The organism is Leucobacter celer subsp. astrifaciens (genome assembly GCF_001273835.1).
In the GTDB taxonomy this organism is placed as follows: Bacteria; Actinomycetota; Actinomycetes; order Actinomycetales; family Microbacteriaceae; genus Leucobacter; species Leucobacter celer.
This window is the reverse complement of sequence record NZ_JHEI01000135.1, coordinates 69,240-84,511: the sequence shown is the minus strand read 5'-3', so window position 1 is coordinate 84,511 and position 15,272 is coordinate 69,240. Positions and strand designations below refer to the sequence as shown.

12 protein-coding genes and 2 pseudogenes are annotated in these 15,272 nt (G+C 70.6%); 12 read left to right on the top strand and 2 right to left on the bottom strand.

Going from position 1 to position 15,272, the window contains the following annotated elements; all coding sequences use genetic code 11:
• Positions 1-125: 125 nt before the first annotated feature.
• The 8 genes and pseudogenes from rpsB to AMS65_RS06895 all read left to right on the top strand — a co-directional run bounded on the left by rpsB (position 126) and on the right by AMS65_RS06895 (position 5,967).
• A pseudogene (gene rpsB, locus AMS65_RS06930) lies at positions 126-1,030 on the top strand (30S ribosomal protein S2).
• 123 nt (positions 1,031-1,153) lie between these two features.
• Entirely contained in the window at positions 1,154-1,984 is an 831-nt protein-coding gene (gene tsf, locus AMS65_RS06925; RefSeq protein ID WP_053383439.1) for a translation elongation factor Ts, read from the top strand.
• A gap of 104 nt (positions 1,985-2,088) precedes the next feature.
• Complete coding sequence (pyrH, locus tag AMS65_RS06920) at positions 2,089-2,808, top strand: UMP kinase (RefSeq protein WP_053383438.1); 720 nt, start codon at positions 2,089-2,091, stop codon at positions 2,806-2,808.
• A gap of 70 nt (positions 2,809-2,878) precedes the next feature.
• Positions 2,879-3,433 (top strand): ribosome recycling factor, encoded by a 555-nt coding sequence (gene frr / locus AMS65_RS06915; RefSeq protein ID WP_053383437.1) that lies wholly within the window; start codon positions 2,879-2,881, stop codon positions 3,431-3,433.
• Between the two features lie 4 nt (positions 3,434-3,437).
• A complete protein-coding gene (locus tag AMS65_RS06910; protein ID WP_053383436.1) occupies positions 3,438-4,355 on the top strand; it encodes a phosphatidate cytidylyltransferase in 918 nt (305 codons plus the stop codon).
• 44 nt (positions 4,356-4,399) lie between these two features.
• Positions 4,400-4,957: a DivIVA domain-containing protein gene (locus AMS65_RS06905; protein ID WP_241489369.1), complete on the top strand. Its 558-nt coding sequence runs from the start codon at positions 4,400-4,402 to the stop codon at positions 4,955-4,957.
• A 73-nt stretch (positions 4,958-5,030) separates the two neighbouring features.
• Positions 5,031-5,663, top strand: coding sequence for an aggregation-promoting factor C-terminal-like domain-containing protein (locus AMS65_RS06900; RefSeq protein WP_083451543.1), 633 nt, complete (start codon positions 5,031-5,033; stop codon positions 5,661-5,663).
• Between the two features lie 7 nt (positions 5,664-5,670).
• Positions 5,671-5,967: an ATP/GTP-binding protein gene (locus tag AMS65_RS06895; RefSeq protein WP_075200891.1), complete on the top strand. Its 297-nt coding sequence runs from the start codon at positions 5,671-5,673 to the stop codon at positions 5,965-5,967.
• A 234-nt stretch (positions 5,968-6,201) separates the two neighbouring features.
• Here the strand turns inward: AMS65_RS06895 and AMS65_RS06890 are convergent.
• Both AMS65_RS06890 and AMS65_RS06885 read right to left on the bottom strand, forming a co-directional pair.
• A pseudogene (locus AMS65_RS06890) lies at positions 6,202-6,684 on the bottom strand (ribonuclease H family protein); the annotation flags it as partial.
• Complete coding sequence (locus AMS65_RS06885) at positions 6,681-9,650, bottom strand: hypothetical protein (RefSeq protein ID WP_053383432.1); 2,970 nt, start codon at positions 9,648-9,650, stop codon at positions 6,681-6,683. The gene AMS65_RS06885 and the pseudogene AMS65_RS06890, both read right to left, overlap by 4 nt.
• Positions 9,651-9,897: 247 nt before the next feature.
• Here AMS65_RS06885 and AMS65_RS06880 point away from each other — a divergent pair, with 247 nt between their 5' ends.
• The 4 genes from AMS65_RS06880 to mnmA are packed head-to-tail and all read left to right on the top strand — an operon-like array spanning position 9,898 to position 15,206.
• Complete coding sequence (locus tag AMS65_RS06880; RefSeq protein ID WP_053383431.1) at positions 9,898-11,802, top strand: hypothetical protein; 1,905 nt, start codon at positions 9,898-9,900, stop codon at positions 11,800-11,802.
• A 2-nt stretch (positions 11,803-11,804) separates the two neighbouring features.
• Positions 11,805-12,776, top strand: coding sequence for a tetratricopeptide repeat protein (locus AMS65_RS06875; RefSeq protein ID WP_053383430.1), 972 nt, complete (start codon positions 11,805-11,807; stop codon positions 12,774-12,776).
• Between the two features lie 38 nt (positions 12,777-12,814).
• Positions 12,815-14,026: a cysteine desulfurase family protein gene (locus AMS65_RS06870; protein ID WP_075200910.1), complete on the top strand. Its 1,212-nt coding sequence runs from the start codon at positions 12,815-12,817 to the stop codon at positions 14,024-14,026.
• 10 nt (positions 14,027-14,036) lie between these two features.
• Positions 14,037-15,206 carry a tRNA 2-thiouridine(34) synthase MnmA gene (gene mnmA, locus AMS65_RS06865; protein ID WP_075200909.1) on the top strand — a complete coding sequence of 390 codons (1,170 nt, stop codon included), beginning with the start codon at positions 14,037-14,039 and terminating at the stop codon, positions 15,204-15,206.
• Positions 15,207-15,272: the final 66 nt, after the last annotated feature.

Here is a 15,272-nt window from a genome sequence, read left to right as displayed (position 1 = left end):
GTCACAGATCGCGGATCAGCGCAGAACGGGGCGGCGGAATCCGAGGGCACCAGGATCTGGTCGCCACCGCGACCGATAACAACCGCAAGCGCGCCCGCTGGGGTGCGCAGAACAGGAGAACGGCAATGGCCGTCGTCACCATGCGCCAGCTGCTCGACAGCGGCGTCCACTTCGGACACCAGACCCGCCGCTGGAACCCGAAGATGAAGCGCTTCATCTTCACCGAGCGCGCTCGGGCATCTACATCATCGATCTGCAGCAGTCGCTCGGCTACATCGACGATGCCTACGAGTTCGTGAAGCAGACCGTCGCCCGCGGCGGCAACATCCTCTTCGTCGGCACCAAGAAGCAGGCGCAGGAAGCGATCGCCGAGCAGGCGACCCGCGTGAACCAGCCCTACGTGAACCAGCGCTGGCTCGGCGGCCTCCTCACCAACTTCCAGACCGTCACCGGTCGTCTCGAGCGCATGAAGGAGCTCGAGCAGCTCGACTTCGAGGGCACCACGAGCGGTTTCACCAAGAAGGAGCTGCTGCTCAAGCGGCGCGAGCTCGAGAAGCTGCAGAAGTCGCTCGGCGGTATCCGCCACATGACCAAGACCCCCTCGGCTCTGTGGGTGGTCGACACCAAGAAGGAGCACCTCGCGATCGACGAGGCGAAGAAGCTCGGGATCCCCGTGATCGCGATCCTCGACACCAACTGCGATCCCGACGAGGTCACCTACCCGATCCCGGGCAACGACGACGCGATCCGCTCGGTCGCGCTGCTCACCCGCGTGATCGCCGACGCCGCAGCCGAGGGCCTCATGGAGCGCCACCAGAAGCCCACCGAGGGTGCCGAGGCCGCTGCCGAGCCCCTCGCCGAGTGGGAGGTCGAGCTGCTGAACGCCGACAAGGCCGCCGAGGCCCCCGCGGCTGAAGAGGCGCCCGCCGCTGAAGAGGCCCCCGCGGCAGAGGCTCCGGCCGCCGAGGAGGCTCCTGCTGCGGAGACCGCTGAGGCCCCCGCCGCCGAGGAAGCCCCCGCCGCGGAGTAACCTGCGGTTCATCCGCAGACGGTAGCTTCAGCACCGTCATCAGCAAGACACAGACCGAAACATGGATCCCGTGCGGACCGCGCAATCCGCGGTCCGCACGGGATGACACAGAAGGAGTCACACATGGCTGCAGTCAGCATGGCCGCCGTGAAGGAACTGCGCGAGCGTCTCGGCGCCGGCATGGTCGACAGCAAGAACGCCCTCGTCGAGGCTGAGGGCGACATCGAGAAGGCGATCGAGATCCTGCGTCTCAAGGGCCTGAAGGGCGTCGCGAAGCGCGGCGACCGCGAGGCGAGCGAGGGCCTCGTCGCCGTCAAGCAGAGCGACGGCGCCGCCACGATGATCGAGCTGGTCTGCGAGACCGACTTCGTCGCGAAGAACGAGAAGTTCATCGCACTGGCCGATCGCGTGATCGATGCCGTCGTCGCCGCCGACGCGAAGACCCTCGAGGAGGCCCTCGCGGCCCCCGCCGAGGGCAAGACCGTCGCCGAGGTGATCACCGACGAGGCCGCCATCATCGGCGAGCGCCTCGAGCTGCGGAAGGTGTCGCGCGTCGATGCCCCCGGCACCGCCGTCTACCTGCACCAGACCTCGAAGGATCTGCCCCCGCAGATCGGCGTGGTCGTGGGCTATGAGGGCGACGACGCCGAGGCCGCCCTCAGCATCGCCCGTCACATCTCGTTCGCCGACCCGCTCTACCTCGACCGCGAGGACGTGCCCGAGGCCGACGTCGAGAAGGAGCGCGCACTCGTCACCGAGATCTCGAAGAACGAGGGCAAGCCCGAGGCAGCCCTGCCGAAGATCGTCGAGGGTCGCCTCACCGCGTTCTTCAAGAACGTCGCGCTGAACGAGCAGGTGCACGCCCTCGACGCCGACAAGCGCGAGGTGAAGAAGGTCGCCGAGGCCGCAGGCATCACCGTCACCGGCTTCGCACGCAGCAAGGTCGGCGCCTAAGCGTCGCGTCGGGCCCGGATCGTGATTCGATCCGGGCCCTTCTGCTGCCCACTATCATTGCCTCAACCGAGACCAGAGACCGCACCCCTCACGAAGGAGACCCCATGACCGAGACCGCCGATCGCAAGCGCCGAGTTCTGCTGAAGCTCTCGGGAGAGGCCTTCGGAGGCGGGACGCTCGGAGTGAACCCCGACGTGGTGAGCCAGATCGCGCGCGAGATCGCGGCGGCGATGGAGCACGCCGAGGTGGCGGTCGTGGTGGGCGGCGGCAACTTCTTCCGCGGAGCCGAGCTCTCCCAGCGCGGCATGGATCGTGCCAGGGCCGACTACATGGGCATGCTCGGAACCGTGATGAACGCGCTCGCGCTCCAGGACTTCCTCGAGCAGGCCGGCGTCGGCAGCCGCGTGCAGTCGGCGATCACGATGACGCAGGTCGCCGAGACCTACATCCCGCTGCGCGCCATCCGGCACCTGGAGAAGGGCCGTGTGGTGATCTTCGGTGCGGGGGCGGGCCTCCCGTACTTCTCCACCGACACCGTCGCGGCGCAGCGCGCACTCGAGATCCACGCCGACGAGGTGCTCGTCGCGAAGAACGGCGTCGACGGCGTGTACACCGCCGATCCCCACAAGGATCCCGACGCCACGCTCATCGACCGGATCACCTACGGCGACGCCCTCGTGCGCGGCCTGAAGGTGGTCGATTCGACCGCCTTCAGCCTGTGCATGGACAACGGCATGCCGATGCGCGTGTTCGGCATGGAACCCGCCGGCAATGTGACGGCAGCGATCCGCGGCGGCCGCCTCGGCACGCTGGTCCACAGCTGAGCGTCGCACCACCCCCGACCGCTAAGCTTGAAGTACGAGCGACACCCGTAGGTTTCAGAAGGAGTACACCGTGATCGAAGAGGTCTTCGTCGACGTCAAGGACCGTATGACCAAGGCGGTCGAGGCCGCGAAGGAGGGCTTCGCCACGGTGCGCACGGGACGCGCCAACCCGTCCCTGCTGCAGAACCTCCAGGTCGACTACTACGGCACTCCCACGCCGCTGGCGCAGCTCGCCTCGGTGCAGAACCAGGATGCCCGCAGCCTCATCATCACCCCCTACGACAAGGGCGCGATGAAGGACATCGAGCAGGCCATCCGCGACATGCCCAATCTCGGCGCCAACCCCAGCAACGACGGCAACGTGATCCGCGTCTCGCTGCCGGAGCTGACGGAGGAGCGCCGCAAGGAGTTCGTCAAGATCGTCAAGGGTCGCGCCGAGGACGCGCGAGTGGCGATCCGCAACGTGCGCCGCAGCGGCAAGGACGATCTCGACGCGCTCAAGAGCGAGATCGGCGAGGACGAGGTGACCCGGGCCGAGAAGGAACTCGAGGCCGTGACCAAGCAGTTCATCGATCAGGTCGACGATGCGCTGAAGCGCAAAGAGGCCGAACTGCTGGAGGTCTAACCTCATGTCGGGCCCGGAGAGACGCGACGAGATCCGGAGCGCCATCGAATCGAAGCGCGCGCAGCTCGAGGCCACGAACGCGAAGATCGAGGCGCGGGCCGGACGCAACCTGTTCTTCGCGGTGCTCTCCGGCCTGGTCTTCGCGGGGGTGTTCCTCGCAAGCCTGCTGCTCGTCAAGCAGATCTTCGTGCTGCTCGTCGCGATCCTCGTGGCCGTCGCGCTGATCGAGCTCGCCGCCGCGTTCCGCGTGGCCGGTCGCCGGGTGCCGCGCATCGGAGTGGTGCTGGGCGGACTCGTAGTGGTCGGCGGCGCGTTCTTCTGGGGCGCCGAGGGGATGCTCCTGGGGCTGTTCGCGGGATCGGCGCTGCTCACGGTTTGGCGTCTTGTCGAGGGACTCGTGCCCGCCTGGGAGACGCCCCGGCGCACGCTCGTGCGAGACGTGTTCTCCGGGCTCTTCACGCTGGTCTACGTGGCCTTCCTCGCCTCCTTCGCCGTGCTGCTGGTCGAGGGCCAGCGCGGCGAATGGTGGGTGTTCGCCCTCGTGCTGATCGTCGTCTCGGTCGACGTGGGCGCCTATGCGGCGGGCGTCACCCTGGGCAAGCACAAGATGACACCGCGGATCAGCCCCAACAAGACCTGGGAGGGCTTCGCCGGTGCGGCGGTCGCCGCGATGGGCGCGGGCGTGGCGGTGGCCCTGCTGGCGCTCCAGCAGCCGTGGTGGGTCGGCATCGTGCTCGGAGTCGTGGTGCTGCTCACCGCCACCGGGGGAGACCTCACCGAGTCGCTCATCAAGCGCAACCTGGGAGTGAAGGATATGAGTTCCTGGATTCCCGGTCACGGGGGATTCCTCGACCGGCTCGACTCGCTGCTGCCGTCGGCCGTCGGCGTCTACGGCGTCGCACTCGTGCTGGGGGTGGTGTGATGGCCTCTCAGACTCGCGCGTCCCAGAGACGGCAGAATGGTGCGGTGCACACTTCCTTTCCGCTCGCGAACGGCTCGCAGAGGGGCTATCACCCCGAGCAGGTCGATGACTTCCTGACCCGCGCCCGCGCCGCCTACGAGGGCTCCGGAGCCACGCCGGTCTCGATGACGGCCGAGGACGTGCGGCACACGGCGTTCGCGGTGAAGCGGGGCGGCTACACGCCGCGCTACGTCGATGCGGCGATGGATCGGCTCGAAGAGGTGTTCTTCGAGCGCGAACGGCGCGCGCTGCTGCGGGCCCAGGGCGATGATGCGTGGTGGGCCGAGACCCGGCAGCTGCTCTCGGAGGTGCGCGGCCGTATTCAGCGCACCCGGGGAAAGCGCTTCAGGCGACGCGGGATCTTCGCCACGGGATACCGGCGTTCGCAGGTCGACGCCTTCCTGGACCGCATCGCCGAGATGTTCGAGCGACGCGAACTGGCGCTCAAGCCCGCCGAGGTGCGGGACGTGGTGTTCCACTCGGAGTGGCGAGGGTACGACGAGGACCAGGTGGATGCGCTGCTGGACGCCGTGGTCGAGCTGATTCTCGCCACGCGTCAGTGATCCGACTCCCGAGTTTCAGAATGCCGTTGAGTGGTACGCCGCTCTGATATAGAATCGTTACATTGTGTCTGCTGTGAATACGAACTCCGTCTCGCGCTGGTCCCGTTTCAGGGCTCCGGTCGCCGCCCTCGCCGTCGCCGGTTTCCTCGGTGTTGCGGTGGTCGCACCGTTCGCGATGCCCGCGGCGGAAGCCGACGCCGAAACGCTGGCCTTCCAGCAGCGCATCCACCAGGACTTCACGCCCAACGAGACCGACGAGGCCGACCTCGTGTTCGCCGAGGTCCCCGTCGACATCTCCGAAGAGGAGCGGCAGCGCATCGCGGATGAGGAAGCCGCGGCCAAGGCTGCGAAGGAGGCGGAGGAAGCCGCGGAGGCGGCGCGTGCGCAGCAGGCGACCACCCCGCTGTCCCCGCCGAAGTACTCGGGCGGCGGTTCGCCGGCCGAATGGATGGCCGCTGCGGGCATCGCCGAGAGCGACTGGGGATACGTCGACTTCATCGCCTCGAAGGAGAGCGGCTGGAACCCGAACGCCACCAACGCGAGCTCGGGCGCCTGTGGACTGATCCAGGCCTACCCCTGCAGCAAGGTGCCCGGCAACGGCTACGACCCCGTCGACAACCTTCGCTGGGCGAACGGGTACGCGGTCGACCGCTACGGCAGCTGGGCGTCGGCCTACGCCTTCTGGACCGCCAACCACTGGTGGTAGTCGTCCGATGGCGCGTCATCGGCGGGTGAACAAGTACCAGCGCGCTGCGGCCGGTCCGCAGAGCGACGTCACGCGCCTCGCCTACGGCGGAGCGCGCAAGGAGAGCCGGCACGGCGACGAGTGGTTCGTGCGCGACATCCCCGCGCACCGGGCGGAGAAGAGCTACCGCTGTCCGGCCTGCGGAACCGATGTGCCGCAGGGCCAGGCGCACATCGTGGCCTGGCGCGCAGACCACCTCTTCGGCGACGAGGCGGCCGTGCGGGATCGGCGGCACTACCATGCCCACTGCTGGAGGCTCGCCTGAGATCGGCCTCGCGCGTGAGGGCAGCCTCGCCGCTCGCTTAGACGGGGACCCCTCGCGCGTCGCTGCGCGCCGCGCGGCCCCGATGCGCTCGCTTCCCGAGGCTGCCCTCACGCGCTCCCGTTTCGAAGGCTCGTGGACGCTGGCCTGGAGTTCGAGCGGGGGAACGGCCGTGGAGCAAGACCTGTTTTAGAACAGCGTCGGAGGGGCAGCGGGTTGCTCGAGCGAGACCTCGACGGATGGTGCGGAGGCGACATCGGCGAGACCGGGGCCGTGATCGGGGGAGCGACCGGCCTGGAAAGCCGTAGCCGCGGATCGGGCGCGCAGATCAGCCGCCTCGTTGAGCGGGTGGCCGGCGTGACCCTTCACCCACTCGAACTTCACGTCCCGTCCGGCGAGTGCCGCGTCGAGCTGCTCGAGCAGTTCTCGGTTGAGCACGGGCTTGCCGTCGGCCTTGCGCCAGCCGCGCCGCTTCCAACCGGGCATCCACTGGGTCACCGAGTTGATGACGTACTGGCTGTCGCAGAGGACCCGCAGCGGCTCGTCCGCCCGAGCCGCCGTGGCATGGAGCAGGTCGAGCACCGCCATCAGCTCGCCCTGATTGTTGGTGGCGCGCGGCCAGCCGCCGGCGCGCCACTGCTGCTCGTCGATCACCCACGCCCAGCCCGCGGGGCCGGGGTTGCCGAGTGCCGAACCGTCCGCCGCCGCCGTGAGCGTCACCGCTGCTCCTCCTCGGCCTCGCGCTCGGCCTGGCGCGAATCCGCGTCCATCGCCTCTGCGACGGGCTGATCCACCAGCCTGCCGGCGACCGTGCTCATCTTCTGCGCGTTCGTGATGACCTCTCCCAGGCTCTCGAAGTAGCGCGCGACGGCGCCGCGTTCGACCTTCAGCTGGGTCATGCGGTCCTCGGCGGCGGCGAGCACCTTCGTCGCCCGCTCCTCGGCCGCGGCGAAGGTGACCTGCGCCCGTCGTTCGGCTTCGAGCACGGTCTCGGCGGCCTGGCGCTCGGCCTCGGCTCTCGTGTTGCGCGCGTCCTGCGCGGCCTCCGAGGTGATGCGCTCGTACTCCGCGCGTGCGATTTCGAGCTGCGAGCGCAGTTCCTCGAGCTCGGAGCGTGTGGCCTCGATCTCGCGCCGGCCCGCCTCCGCGGCCTCGCGCTGACGCACCGCGAGCTCCTGCTCGAGCTGCTCGCGCTGCTGCGCGGAAGAGGTGTTGAACGCGATCGTGTCGGCCTCGATCCTCTGGTAGAGCTCGCGCGCGGCGTCCTCGGCGTCGGCGCGCAGCTGCGCGAGATCGGCCTCTTCCGTCGTGCGGTACTCCGCCAGCTCGGCCACGGTGTCGGCGCGCAGCAGGTCGGTCTCCTCGGTGACGGCGGCGCGCTTGGCCTCGACCTCGCGGGCGACCGCCGCGGCCTGCGCTTCGCGCTCGCGACGCAGGTCCTCCTCGTGCTGGGCGACCGCGGCGGCGATGGAGCGCTCGTGCTCCTCGCGCTCGCGGGCGATGTCGGCCTCGAGCCTGGCCCGCTCGCGCTCCATCTGCAACTCGAGCGCCTCGCGCTCGAGCCCCAGAGACTCCGCGATCTCCTCGCGCTGGATGCGCTGGCGCTCCTCCTCGGCGGCACGCTCGTCTTCGAGGCGCTGCTGATGCTCACGCAGCTGCGCGGCGATCCGCTCCTCGTGCATCGTCGACTCGTCGGCGACCCGGGCGTCGTGGGCGGTGAGGGCGCGGGCGAGCTGCTGCTCCTGTTCCAGTCGCTCCGCCGCGAGTTCCTCGTCGTGCGCTGCTCGTTCGGCGCCGAGCCGGGCGCGGTGGTCCTCCCACTCCGCGATGAGGCGATCCTGGTGGGCGGCGAGCTCGCCGCCGATCCGGTTCTCGTGGCCCTCCCGCTCGCGGTCGATGCGAGCGCGATGCTCGTCGAGCTCGGCCCCGATCGCGGCCTCGTGCGCTGCCCGCTCCTCGGCGATGCTGCCGGCGTGAGCCTCCTGCTCGGCCGCGATGCGGGCTTCGTGCTGTTCGCGCTCGGCCGCGACGCGGGTCTCGTGCTGCTCCTGCTCCGCGGAGATCCGGCTCTCGTGTGCCTCGCGCTCGGCGGCGATCGCCGCGTCGTGCTGTTCGCGTTCCGCGGCCAGTGCCGCGTCGTGCGCTTCGCGCTCCGCGGAGAGCAGCGACTCGTGCTCCTCGCGCTCGGCCCGCAGCGCCGCCTCGTGCGTTTCGCGCTCCGCTGCGATGCCGCTCTCGTGCGCCTCGCGCTCAGCGGAGATGTCGAGCTCATGGGCCTCCCGCTCGCGGGCCAGCCGCGAGACGTGGGCCTCGAGCTCAGCCGAGAGGCGGTTCTCCTGGGCTTCCTGCTCGTCCCTGAGCCGGGCCTCGTGCGAGACGATCTCGGCGCGGAGCGTCTCATCGTGGACGCGGCGCTCCTCGGAAAGGGTGTACTCGTGGGTCTCGCGCTCCTCGGTGATGCGCGCATCGTGGGCGTCGCGCTCCTCGCGCTGCTGCTGCTCCTGGCGCTCACGCGCGGTGTCCAGCTCGGTCGTGACGCGCTCCAGCAGCTCCTCGCGCTCCTGCGCGGCCAGCGCGTTCGCCCGCTCGCGTTCGCGCGCGCCCTGTTCTGCGAGCGTGATCAGCTCGGCCTGCTGCGCCTCGAGAGCGCGTGCGATCGCGGCCTCGTGCTCCTCGCGCTCCTGCGCGATGCGGTCGGCGTGGGTGCGCTGCTCGGCGGCGAGCCGACGGTCGTGCTGCTCCCGCTCGCTCGCAATCGCCGCGTCGTGCTCCTGGCGCTCCTGGGCGATCCGGCCCCGCAGCGTCTCCATCTCGGTGCTGAGCTCGCGCCGCCGGGCCTCGATGTCGGCCTCCAGCTCGCGACCCCGCTCGGTGAAGCGCTCCTCGAGTTCAGCCTCCTCGCGCTGCCGCTTCGCCTCGAACTCGGCGCGGCCCCGCTCGCCCTCGCGCACCAGCCGCGCGCGCTCGAGCTCCGCCTCCCGTTCGCTCTCGCCCTTCTGCCTCGCGAAGGCCTCGGCGTGCAGCTCGGTCTCGGCGCGCAGCTCGTTGGCGAGCGCACGTGCTTCCGCGAGGACCCGCTCGGCCTCGGCGTGGGCCTCGGCGAGCTCGGCCTGGGCGTCACGGTGCGCCGTCTCGCGCTCCGCGGTCGTCTCGCGCTCCGCGGAGCTGCGCTCGAGCGCCGCGGCGCGCCGCGCCTCGTCGATCAGCCGTTCGCGCTCGGCGTTCGCCGCTGCGGTCTGCTCGGCCAGATCGTTGCGGGCGCCGGAGACGACGACCTCGGCCTGCTCCGCTGCGGCGGAGAGCAGCTCATCGGCCCGGAGCTGGGCCTGCGTGAGCACGCGCTTCGCCTCCTCCTCGGAGGAGCGGCGCAGCTTCTCGGCATCGAGATCGGCCTGGGCCATGAGGCGCTGGGCGTGATCCTCGGCGATCTGCAGGCTCTTCTCGACACGCAGGCCGAGCCCCGAGTAGCCGCTCGCCCCCAGCTCTGCCACCTGCTCCTGCAGCTCCGCGATGAGCTGCCGCTGCTCCTGGCTCACGTGGGTGGCCTGCTGATGCGCGGACTGGAGCGACTGCAGATGGGACTGGAGGGTGGCGATGTGTCCCGTGAGAGCGGAGACCCGCTCGTCGACCTCGTCGCGGTTGTAGCCGCGGAAGGCAGGAGAGAACGGCTGAGCGGATTCGGACACTGTGCCTCCGGAATCTGGACGAGGTCACCACGACCGTGCAGTGATTTCGTCACGCACGGGCGAAGAAAGGTGAGCACCACGATACCGCACTTCATCCAGGCGGGAGCAGGGAAACGTCATCGACGGCGACCCCTCGCCGATGCGGCCGCCGACAGGGCGAATCGAGCCGCTATTCATGTCGCATCAGGAAAGCTCCGGTACCGTTGAAGCTGCTCTACATACATTTCCCGACATCGAAGGAGCCTCCGTGCGATACGTGCTTGCGATTGCGGCGCTGGTGCTCTCAGGAGTGCTGCTGCTGCTGGGCATCGGTCAACGCACCTTTCTCGCCGGTCCATCGGAGATCAGCTTCCCGGTCGATACGAAGTCGGAGGCCGGGTACGCCGTCGTCGACGGCGCCGAATTCGCCAAGATGCCCGGCCAGGCGAACGTGGTGGTGAAGGGCGAGCGCGCCTTCGTCGCGACGGGAGCGACGCGCGACGTGCGCGGCTGGGCAGCGCCCTTCCTGCACGCCGATCTCTCCGTCGACACCAGGAATCATCGCCTGCTGAGCGCGCTCGTCGCTCCCGCTGTCGTGGAGGCGTCCGCGAACGGCGGAGAGGTGGAGGAACCGGAGCCGCTCGACCCGCGCGGCAGCGACCTGTGGCTGCAGGAACGAGTGATCGACGATGCGGGCAGCGGCGCCGACACGGGAACGCTGCGCGTGCCGGTCTCGCTGGCCGCGGACCAGTCGGTGCTCATCGCCTCGGACGGAGGGAACCCGGTGCCGAAGGACGTCTCGTTGGTCTGGGTGCAGAATCCCGACACGCCGTGGGCGGGGCCGCTGCTGGCGGCCGGAGGACTGCTGGCTCTGGTCGGCGGTGTCCTCTACCTGCTCGCGATCGATCACGACCGGCGCGGTCTGGGGCCGCGCCGAGGACGCCGGGGCCCGTTCCAGGGCATCCGCAACATGTTCGGCGGCCGTGGTTCGCGCCGCCGCGGAGGAGAGGCTGACACGGTGCCATCCGGCGATACCGCGACGATGCGCACGAGCAGGCCTTCCCGCCGCCGTGCCCGTGCGACCGCGCTTCCCGTGCTCGGTCTCGCCGTGGCGCTCGGGATCAGCGGCTGCTCCGCGAGCTATTGGCCGCAGTTCGGGGCCGAGCCCGTCGAGGAGCAGACTCCGGAGCAGCCGACGTCGATCGCGCCGGTCCCGGTCAAGGACGAGCAGCTGCACCGGATCGTGGAGCGCGTCGCCGCGGTCGCGACCGCGGCGGATGACGATCTCGACGCTGAGAAGCTCGCCGAGCGCTTCACCGGTGACGCCCTTGCGCAGCGCACGGCGAACTACACTATTCGCGCCGAGATGCCCGACTACGGCGTCGTGCCTCCCCGCCTCACCGACGAGGAGCTCGACTACGAACTCGTGCAGAGCACCGAGTCGTGGCCGCGCACGCTGTTCGTGACGATCGCGTCAACCTCGGGCAAGGCGGATGCGGCGGGGGATCCGGAGCCCACTGAGGGCGAGGACTCGGGCGAGACGGAGACCAGGGCGGCCTCTCCCTCGCTCGCGCTCATCCTGACGCAGGAGACGGCGCAGCAGAACTATCTGGTGTCGCGCGTCATCGCGCTGCGCGGCGGCATCTCGATGCCGCAGGCGGCGCCGGCCGAGGAGGGCACGGCGCTGCTGGCCAACGACCTCGAGTCGCTCATGCTGCCGCCCGGCGAGGTCGGCGCGGCATTCGCCACGGTGCTGCAGGACGGCGCCGACGCGCCGGAGGGCGAATCGTTCGCGCTCGAGGGCGATTCCCTGCTGGAGAACTACGGCAAGGCGCGGGCGGAGAAGTCGCAGCAGCAGTCCGATTCCGATGACCAGGATCTGGTGTTCACGGTGACCGCACGCCAGGGCGACGAGCGCACCGTCGCGCTGTCGACCGGGGTCGGCGGCGCGCTCGTCGCGACGACCGTGATCGAGGAGCAGATCGTCGAGGGCGGGCGGTACAAGCCGCAGGCGCAGGACGCGGTGACGGCGCTCTCCGGCCTCGAGGGAGAGCAGGAGCGCCTGGTGCAGGAGGTCGCGCATCAGCTGCTGTTCTTCGTGCCCAGCAAGACCGACGGATCGAAGATCCAGCTGCTCGGTGTGACGAGCGAGCTGGTGGGAGTGAGGAATTGAGTATGAGTCAGCAGATCCCCGAGCGGATCCCGGGCGGCGGAGTCGATCTGAGCCACCTCGCAGCGCGCGGGCAGGCGGCCCAGCCCGGCCAGGCGGGCGGGCCGGGCAACGGCATCGATGACCGATCCGCTGCCGGGCAGACCGTCGATGTACCCGATCTCGTACTCGATGTGACCGACGCGACCTTCGAGCAGATCGCGCAGCTCTCCGCCGTCGTGCCGGTGGTCTTCGATCTGTGGGCGGAATGGTGCCAGCCCTGCAAGACGCTGAGCCCCGTGATCGAGAAGGTCACGCGCGAGTTCGCGGGACGCGTGCTGCTGGCCAAGGTGGATGTGGACGCGAACCCCGCCCTGGCCCAGGCCTTTCAGGCGCAGTCGATCCCCACGGTCGTCGCACTCGTGGGGGGTCGGCCCGTGCCGCTGTTCCAGGGGGCCGTGCCGGAGTCGCAGGTGCGCGAGGTCTTCGCGCAGCTCGTGCAGCTGGCCGAGCAACAGGGGGTCGTGGGGCGCGTGAACGCGCCGGAGGGCGGCGAAGAGATCGAGGCGCCGGCCGAACCGCAGATCCCGCCGGCGCATCTCGCCGCGGTCGAGGCCGCCGAGCGCGGTGACTACGCCACGGCGGTCGCCGAGTGGGAGGCCGTGCTGGCGAAGGCCCCGGCCGACGCCGAGGCCCGTGCCGCGCTCGTGCAGGTGAAGCTGCTGCAGCGCCTCGAGGGGCTCGCCGCCGACGAGATCCGCGGAGCCGCGGCGTCGGACCCGGGCGATATCGACGCTCAGCTGCGCGTGGCCGACCTCGACGTGGCCGGCGGGCACGTCGAGGACGCCTTCCTGCGTCTGCTCGAGCTCTTCGCCGCGAGCGACGCGGAGGGGCGCACCGCGGTGCGGGAGCGCCTGCTCGAGCTCTTCGAGGTGGTCGGGGCGGCGGATCCGCGTGTGATCGCGGCCCGCGGACGCCTCGCGAGCCTGCTGTACTGAGGGACGCCGTGCATCCGAGCGGCGGAGCGCAGCCGGACGTGCGCTCCTACCTCGACCACGCGGCCACCTCCCCGATGCCGGATGACGTGTTCGACGCCTACGCCGACGCGCTCCGCGTCGTCGGCAACCCGGCGTCGACGCACGGTCACGGCCAGCGGGCGAGCGAGCTGCTGGAGGCCGCCCGCGATCGCATCGCGGGGGCCCTCGGCTGCGACCACGCAGAACTGATCCTCACCGGGGGCGGCACGGAATCGATCAACCTCGCGCTCAAGGGGATGTACTGGGCGCGGCGGGGGACGGGCGCCGGGAGCGCCGCCCCGGCCTCGGCCCGGAACGTGATCCTCGTCGCGGAGGGGGAGCACCACGCCACCGTCGAGGCCTCCGAGTGGCTGCGGGATGCGCAGGGCGCACGGCTCCGCTGGCTGCCGATCGACGGCGAGGGACGGCTGCGCCCGGAGACCCTTGCCGCGGCGATCGCCGAGGAGGGTGCGGAGCGCATCGCGCTCGTGTCGTTCCTCTGGGCCAACAATGAGGTGGGAACCGTGCAGCCGGTGGCCGAGCTCTGCGGGATCGCGAGCGCCGTGGGCATCCCGGCGCACGTCGACGCGGTCTCCGCCCTGGGCCAGGTCCCCGTGAATTTCGCCGGCTCGGGTGCCGCCGCGATCTCGGTCTCGGCGCACAAGATCGGCGGACCCGTCGGGGTCGGCGCGCTGGTGCTCGGGCGACGCACGGTCGCCGACCCGCTGCTGCACGGGGGGACGCAGCAGCGCGCGCGATCCGGCACCCAGGACGTGGCCGGGGCGGTCGCGTTCGCCGCTGCGCTGGATCGGGTGCTGGACCCGGCCGGCCGGCCGGAGGCCGATCAGGCCGAGCGTCTGACGCGCCTGCGCGACCGTCTCATCGCCGGCGTGCGGCGGATCGATCCCGGTGCGGTGCTCCGCGGCGCGGATCCGGGGTCTCCGGGCTCCCGCCTGCCGGGCAACGCGCACTTCACCTTCCCCGGCTGCCAGGGCGACTCGCTCGTGTTCCTGCTCGACGCGGCGGGCGTCTCGGTGTCGGTCGGCTCCGCGTGCCAGGCGGGTGTCGCCGAGATCTCGCACGTGCTGCTGGCGATGGGGCTGCCCGAGCAGCAGGCCGCCGGGGCGCTGCGCTTCACGCTCGGCCCGGAGACGCGCGATGAGGAGGTCGACGCCCTGCTCGACGCCCTGCCCCACGCACTGGAACGCGCCCGAGCGGCGGGTCTGGCGTAAAATGGCTCGGATGAAGGTTCTGGCGGCGATGAGCGGGGGAGTCGACTCCGCGGTGGCGGCTGCGCGCGCGGTCGAGGCCGGGCACGAGGTGGTCGGCGTGCATCTGGCGCTGAGCCGCATGCCGGGCACGCTGCGCACCGGATCCCGCGGCTGCTGCACGATCGAGGACGCGATGGATGCCCGCCGCGCCGCGAATCTGCTCGGCATTCCGTTCTACGTGTGGGACCTCAGCGAGCGCTTCAAGGAGGACGTCGTCGACGACTTCATCGCCGAGTACGCCGCCGGTCGCACCCCCAACCCGTGCATGCGCTGCAACGAGAAGATCAAGTTCGCCGCGCTGCTCGACAAGGCCATCGCGCTCGGCTTCGACGCCGTGGCGACGGGGCACTACGCCACGCTCGTCGACGGGCCGCGGGGCCGCGAGCTGCACCGGGCCAGCGCGTGGGCGAAGGACCAGTCGTACGTGCTGGGGGTGCTCACCGAGCGTCAGCTCGCCCACTGCTACTTCCCGCTCGGGGATACCCCCTCCAAGGAGCTGATCCGGGCGGAGGCGGCGGATCGCGGGCTGCAGGTCGCCCAGAAGCCCGACAGCCACGACATCTGCTTCATCCCCGACGGCGACACGCGCGGCTGGCTGTCGGATCACGTGCAGCGCGAGCCGGGGGAGATCCTGGACGAGACCGGTGAGGTCGTCGGCAAGCACGACGGGGCGCACGGGTACACGGTGGGTCAGCGTCGTGGTCTGCAGCTCGGCCGGCCGGCGCCCGACGGCAAGCCGCGCTACGTGCTCTCGATCCGGCCCGTCTCGAATCAGGTGGTGGTCGGTCCGCGCGAGAGCCTCGCGATCTCCCGCATCGCGGGCGGCCGCTTCAGCTGGGCGGGTGAGCCCGGTTTCGAGGTGAGCGAGGCGTTCGACTGCGAGGTGCAGATCCGCGCCCACGCCGATCCGGTGCCCGCGCGGGCGATCCTCGAGCCGATCCTCGACGAGGATCGCGGGGAGCAGCACCGTGCCGGCGCCACGCACGAGATCGTGGTGGACATCGATCTGGATCGGGCCGAGCCGCTGTCGGGCGTCGCACCGGGCCAGACGGCCGTGATCTACGTCGGCAGCAGGGTGCTCGGGCAATTCACGATCGACCGTGCGCTGTCGTCGGTATCGGAACCCGCAGCCGCGGGATAGGGAGCGACGGCAGCCGCTACTCGGCGGCCCGCTCGCGGTGCACGACGCACCCGGTGACGCGGGAGA

Bases quoted from the DNA above. Each gene is read 5' to 3' on its own strand.
- tsf (WP_053383439.1), top strand. From the start codon at position 1,154: ATGGCTGCAGTCAGCATGGCCGCCGTGAAGGAACTGCGCGAGCGTCTC.
- pyrH (WP_053383438.1), top strand. From the start codon at position 2,089: ATGACCGAGACCGCCGATCGCAAGCGCCGAGTTCTGCTGAAGCTCTCG.
- AMS65_RS06910 (WP_053383436.1), top strand. From the start codon at position 3,438: ATGTCGGGCCCGGAGAGACGCGACGAGATCCGGAGCGCCATCGAATCG.
- AMS65_RS06895 (WP_075200891.1), top strand. From the start codon at position 5,671: ATGGCGCGTCATCGGCGGGTGAACAAGTACCAGCGCGCTGCGGCCGGT.
- AMS65_RS06875 (WP_053383430.1), top strand. From the start codon at position 11,805: ATGAGTCAGCAGATCCCCGAGCGGATCCCGGGCGGCGGAGTCGATCTG.
- mnmA (WP_075200909.1), top strand. From the start codon at position 14,037: ATGAAGGTTCTGGCGGCGATGAGCGGGGGAGTCGACTCCGCGGTGGCG.